General features: G+C 41.0%; 9 protein-coding genes. 7 read left to right on the forward strand and 2 right to left on the reverse strand.

From position 1 onward, the window contains the following. Positions 1–194 precede the first annotated feature (194 nt). On the reverse strand, positions 195–404 hold the full coding sequence (locus tag FNW02_RS37480; RefSeq protein WP_225226290.1) for a helix-turn-helix transcriptional regulator: 210 nt from the start codon (positions 402–404) through the stop codon (positions 195–197). Between the two features lie 61 nt (positions 405–465). Further along, the gene (locus FNW02_RS39825; protein ID WP_263627876.1) at positions 466–597 is read right to left on the reverse strand and encodes a hypothetical protein; all 132 of its coding nucleotides are present in this window, start codon (positions 595–597) and stop codon (positions 466–468) included. Here FNW02_RS39825 and FNW02_RS37485 point away from each other — a divergent pair. From FNW02_RS37485 to FNW02_RS37515, 7 genes are all read left to right on the forward strand, one after another. Continuing rightward, positions 596–1,420 (forward strand): hypothetical protein, encoded by an 825-nt coding sequence (locus FNW02_RS37485; RefSeq protein ID WP_191762526.1) that lies wholly within the window; start codon positions 596–598, stop codon positions 1,418–1,420. The genes FNW02_RS39825 and FNW02_RS37485 overlap by 2 nt on opposite strands. A 144-nt stretch (positions 1,421–1,564) precedes the next feature. Then, a complete protein-coding gene (locus FNW02_RS37490) occupies positions 1,565–1,891 on the forward strand; it encodes a hypothetical protein (RefSeq protein WP_191762527.1) in 327 nt (108 codons plus the stop codon). Next, complete coding sequence (locus FNW02_RS37495; protein ID WP_191762528.1) at positions 1,884–2,081, forward strand: hypothetical protein; 198 nt, start codon at positions 1,884–1,886, stop codon at positions 2,079–2,081. The genes FNW02_RS37490 and FNW02_RS37495 overlap by 8 nt, the downstream gene beginning before the upstream one ends. A 124-nt stretch (positions 2,082–2,205) precedes the next feature. Next, positions 2,206–3,051 carry a hypothetical protein gene (locus FNW02_RS37500; RefSeq protein WP_191762529.1) on the forward strand — a complete coding sequence of 282 codons (846 nt, stop codon included), beginning with the start codon at positions 2,206–2,208 and terminating at the stop codon, positions 3,049–3,051. Between the two features lie 34 nt (positions 3,052–3,085). Further along, positions 3,086–3,301 carry a hypothetical protein gene (locus tag FNW02_RS37505; RefSeq protein WP_191762530.1) on the forward strand — a complete coding sequence of 72 codons (216 nt, stop codon included), beginning with the start codon at positions 3,086–3,088 and terminating at the stop codon, positions 3,299–3,301. Between the two features lie 17 nt (positions 3,302–3,318). Further along, positions 3,319–3,717, forward strand: a complete 399-nt coding sequence (locus FNW02_RS37510) for a MerR family transcriptional regulator (protein WP_225226291.1) — start codon at positions 3,319–3,321, stop codon at positions 3,715–3,717. Next, positions 3,714–4,109 (forward strand): DUF1392 family protein, encoded by a 396-nt coding sequence (locus FNW02_RS37515; RefSeq protein WP_191762531.1) that lies wholly within the window; start codon positions 3,714–3,716, stop codon positions 4,107–4,109. Before FNW02_RS37510 ends, FNW02_RS37515 begins: the two co-directional genes overlap by 4 nt. Positions 4,110–4,203: the final 94 nt, after the last annotated feature.

A 4,203-nucleotide genomic window follows, 5' to 3' on the forward strand; every position in this document is an offset into this window, starting at 1 on the left:
GAAAAGGAGCGTAACCAGCAGAAAGCTAAAATCGATTGGCGTTTTGCAGCTTCAGATGCCAGAGTGAAATTCCAACGGTTATATCCTAATTTACACCTGTCATAATTTTCTTGGTTGACTAGTAGTTGCAATCGCATAACAAGAAAGATGAATAGAAAAAGCAAAGCTTTAAAGATAGAGCCAAAAGATTTACTTTACTCAATTGTATGAGCCGATTCTTGGACTGCTGCTATCAGTTCATCAAAAGTGCATTCGTATAGCTTTATAAGTTCACTAAACTGATCAATCCGTAACTTTGGAATAGTCTTCCCATATTCCCAGTTGCGAACAGTAGATTCTGCTATGCCCACACGGCTAGCGACATCCACTGTTCTTAGTCCCTTTCTTTCTCTTAGCTGCTTCATATTCATTACCTAAGTTTACCAAGAGTGTATTATATCTTATTAACTTATCTAGTTACTATATTCAGTTAAAAGATGCTGTTTTGCTATTGACAATCGCTAACCAGTTAGCAGATAATAAAAATATAGAGAAGCGCCCTGGACTTGCAATCTCAAGCGCTTCTCTTGCCCCTAAATTTAAAGGCTCATCAATCATGACACACCAAATCAACAGCCATCAACAGCTGCAACTGAAATCTATTGCGCGACTCAAGCAGATCTACAGCGAAATCGGCTGCACAGCTTACGTAATAGATAAACGCTGCAAAGATGCTTGGATGAATGCGATTACTCGATACCAAGCAAGTATTCTTGCGAAAGCCACCCCTGCTACCTCTGACGAACAAACCAAAGCCCAAGCCGAACTCGATCACCACCTCGCCACCCAAGCCCAAGCGGTAGCCCCAGAAGAACTCAGAACAGTCGAAATATCTTTCTACGATCACGAATACTACTGCGGTGACAAGCTAATTGCTGCAATCACTCATGATCACAATGACTTTGTGACACAACGCTGGGTAGTCGTGGTGAACGGTGCGGAAATCCATCGTGCTGCTACCCCTATGCTTTGCGATCGCTACATTCGCATACATTACAAAGACGGCTCATTACCTGTGCAAGAGCAGAACGCTACAGCCACTACAGCTACTACAACGGGTAATGAAATCATGTCCCAAATTTTCAATGAATGCGAAAAGTTTGGGTTTGAAATCCTAGACGATGGCATCTACCGCAATGACGAGAAGCTGGGGGAAGTGGGATGCAGCAATGGCAACTGGTGGTTTATCCGTGCAGAAGATGAAACCCAACAGCGCATATCCTGTGATTCTGCATTAGATGCAGTGTGGTGGTTGTCGATGGTTGACGTATCACTGTCCAGTGAATCAGCTGACGAATACTTGAAATACCGCCCACTGGAGCAGATGACTGGTGATGAATTGCAACGGCTGCTGGAGAAAGGGGAATTAGTCGCGGCGTAAGGGAAAAGTGGGCGTAAAAGCCCACTACCTCAATATGACTGTTTGCTTGATCACAGTATAAGCACTCATTTCTATCTTTTTGGGAGAAAGCCAAACTCAAGCACTCCCTAAACTCTACCAATCTCTTCATGAACCAATTCATCTATGCAACCCACAATATCGATTCCCCGGCACTGGGGCTACCCTCGCTTTGCTTTTGATCAGCGTACAGAACAGGGCTTGATTCTAGGGCTTTACTACTACCCAAATGGTACAGAATTGGCTGAACAATTTGGCGATGGTTGGCGTTATGTATTGATGCCTAACAAGAACTCTGACGAAATATTGTACTTGCAAGAGAATCAAATTCAGCCGCTTTCTCCACAGGAATTGTTCACGCAAATTACAGCAGAGATTGAATTCTATCAGCGTCAAATAGCAATTTTGCAACAACAGTTATCAATAGTAACTGGAGGGTTCACTAATGGCTAAGGCTGTTAACAACTATGTGGAACGGACTTCAGCTAGATTGTTGCGTTCTCTACGTCGCTCTGGTGGTTCTATTCCTTTACACAGGATTCAGTTTTCTGGAACCATTGTTCAATATTTGCTTGATAAGAAACAGGTACAAGTCAAGAATACTGGACATGGCTTTTTACTAGCTGTCATAGAGCGTTTTTAACTAACGTCAATCAGAAAACAACCACCTGAATAAATACCGTCTATTCAGATGGTCGAATGGTTGCAATATCTCAAAATTACTGTTTCGCAACATAAAACTAATTCTTGCATAGATTACACGAAACATGACTACTGAAATCAAACTCGGTCTTTGCAATCCACCCGAACCTATTTATCTCTACGTCAATCAAGGAGAAATAAATGGGGAATCTTTCGTTTGGTATAAGTTCAATATTGAACAGGATAAAAAAATACCAGTTTCTCAAAGAGCATTAACAGGTTATTTGTCAGAACTGCGACTGACAGCTAAAGAGTTCAAAGGTAAGGACAACAGGAAACTCGATATTGTTGTCAGTGCCGATGAACTTTATGTCATTAGAACTGGGCTAGAAACTAACTTTGCTAAAAGCTTTTTGTTAGCTGCATCATTAGTTAAAGACTTTGATAAACCACTAATTATTGCTGCTACTGGTGGTGAAGAAAATACAGTCTTCTGCAATCTTTATGATGCTACAACGAAAACCAAAATCAAGAGGGAATGGAATAAAGATGCAGACTGGGCAAGCATTATTCATGATATCCAATCTCTCTTAGGTGGGACATCCTCAACCATTCCATCAATGCCGAAACTTAGCGTAGTCCCTCAACCAATCCACCCACAAGATTTGCGAGTAAAGAACATTCGCACTCTACTTGATTATCCGTTGGATTTAGTCAAAGAGTGGTTACGATTTCAAGACGTTGAGCTTCCTAGTTCCTTATCTGAAGAAAAGATTGATGAACTTATCAAAACCATGTGTTTGGCTTGGGCATCTGATAAGTGTGAGCATCCCAATTATGCTGAATCTTCGTATCAAAAGCAAGTTGTTGATGCTATTGCTAATGATACTGATGAATTAACCGCAGTCAGCACATGGATGCAACAGTTGCAAGCGCATAATTCCGAAGTCAGTCGTCAGAATTCAGTATGATTTGGCTTCTAATTTATTGGAGAGAAATTAAGCAATGAGAGTCATCATTACAGTTGTCGAAAGGATTACCAGCGAGGCTCATATTGATATTCCTGATGGTCTTGATGAATCCGCTATCAAACAACACATCATTGACCTCTACAACAGTGGGGAAGTATTGATTGATTTGAATATCTTTCAAGTGGATTTTGAATCTATCAGCGCCCGGATTCTCCCAAATCAATCTGACATCAATTCTATATCTGCATAATAATTGGAGAACCAGATATGACTATCAAATGGACACCAGAAGAACTAGTAATTATCGAGGCTAAGGCTGAAGTTTATACCGTCAAACAAATCGCCTCTAGTTTAAAAAGACGAGGATATCATCGGTCAACTAATGCCATCGCTTTGAAATTAAACAGTTTAGGTTACTCAGTTCGCCCTACTCTCGATAACTACTCTTGCAAAGAAATAGCTAAAGTTCTTTGTTTGAGTTTGTCAACCGTTTGTTTTTGGGTAAGACGAGGTTGGCTTAAAGCAACAAAGCGTTCTGCTAAACATTATCAAGTTAGAACTTGGCATCTCAAACAATTTCTCTCTAATCCACCACAACATCTCAAAAAACGCATTGCCTCTCTTGATAAAGAAGCCATTAACTACTTGTTGGGGGGACGAGCATGATTGACTTTCATCACACACTTTATCTGTGCTGGTATCTTTCTCCTCCCTGGTGTCAAGAAATCCCACTTGTTGAAGTCAATTTACTAGAGAAAGTCTATATCTGCACCACGAGAACATTCGGTTATTGCTGCGGTATTCGCTGGGAACAAGACCGATGGATTTATGCGGTTATTTGCAACGAGGATATTATCTACACCACAGAACATCAAATCATTGGCACTGGTGAAATGCAACTCGCTACCCAAGAATTACCTGGTTTTGTATTGGGTGATCGCGTCATGCTCCGTTCCGATGACCAATGGACAAAGCAGCGTATAGTTCTGGGGATTCACTTACTTAACAGGTCTTGGTTTTATTACGGGCATTGTTGCATGAATACGGAGAAATGGTAAATTTTACTTATTCCCTTGTACTCCCTGCCAGTTAAAACGTGAAAACCAAAGCGAAGTATAAAGTTGGTAACTGGAATGCTTATGATGCAGCACT

Origin of the sequence: Komarekiella delphini-convector SJRDD-AB1 (assembly GCF_014831675.1) — a bacterium.
Lineage (GTDB): Bacteria > Cyanobacteriota > Cyanobacteriia > Cyanobacteriales > Nostocaceae > Komarekiella.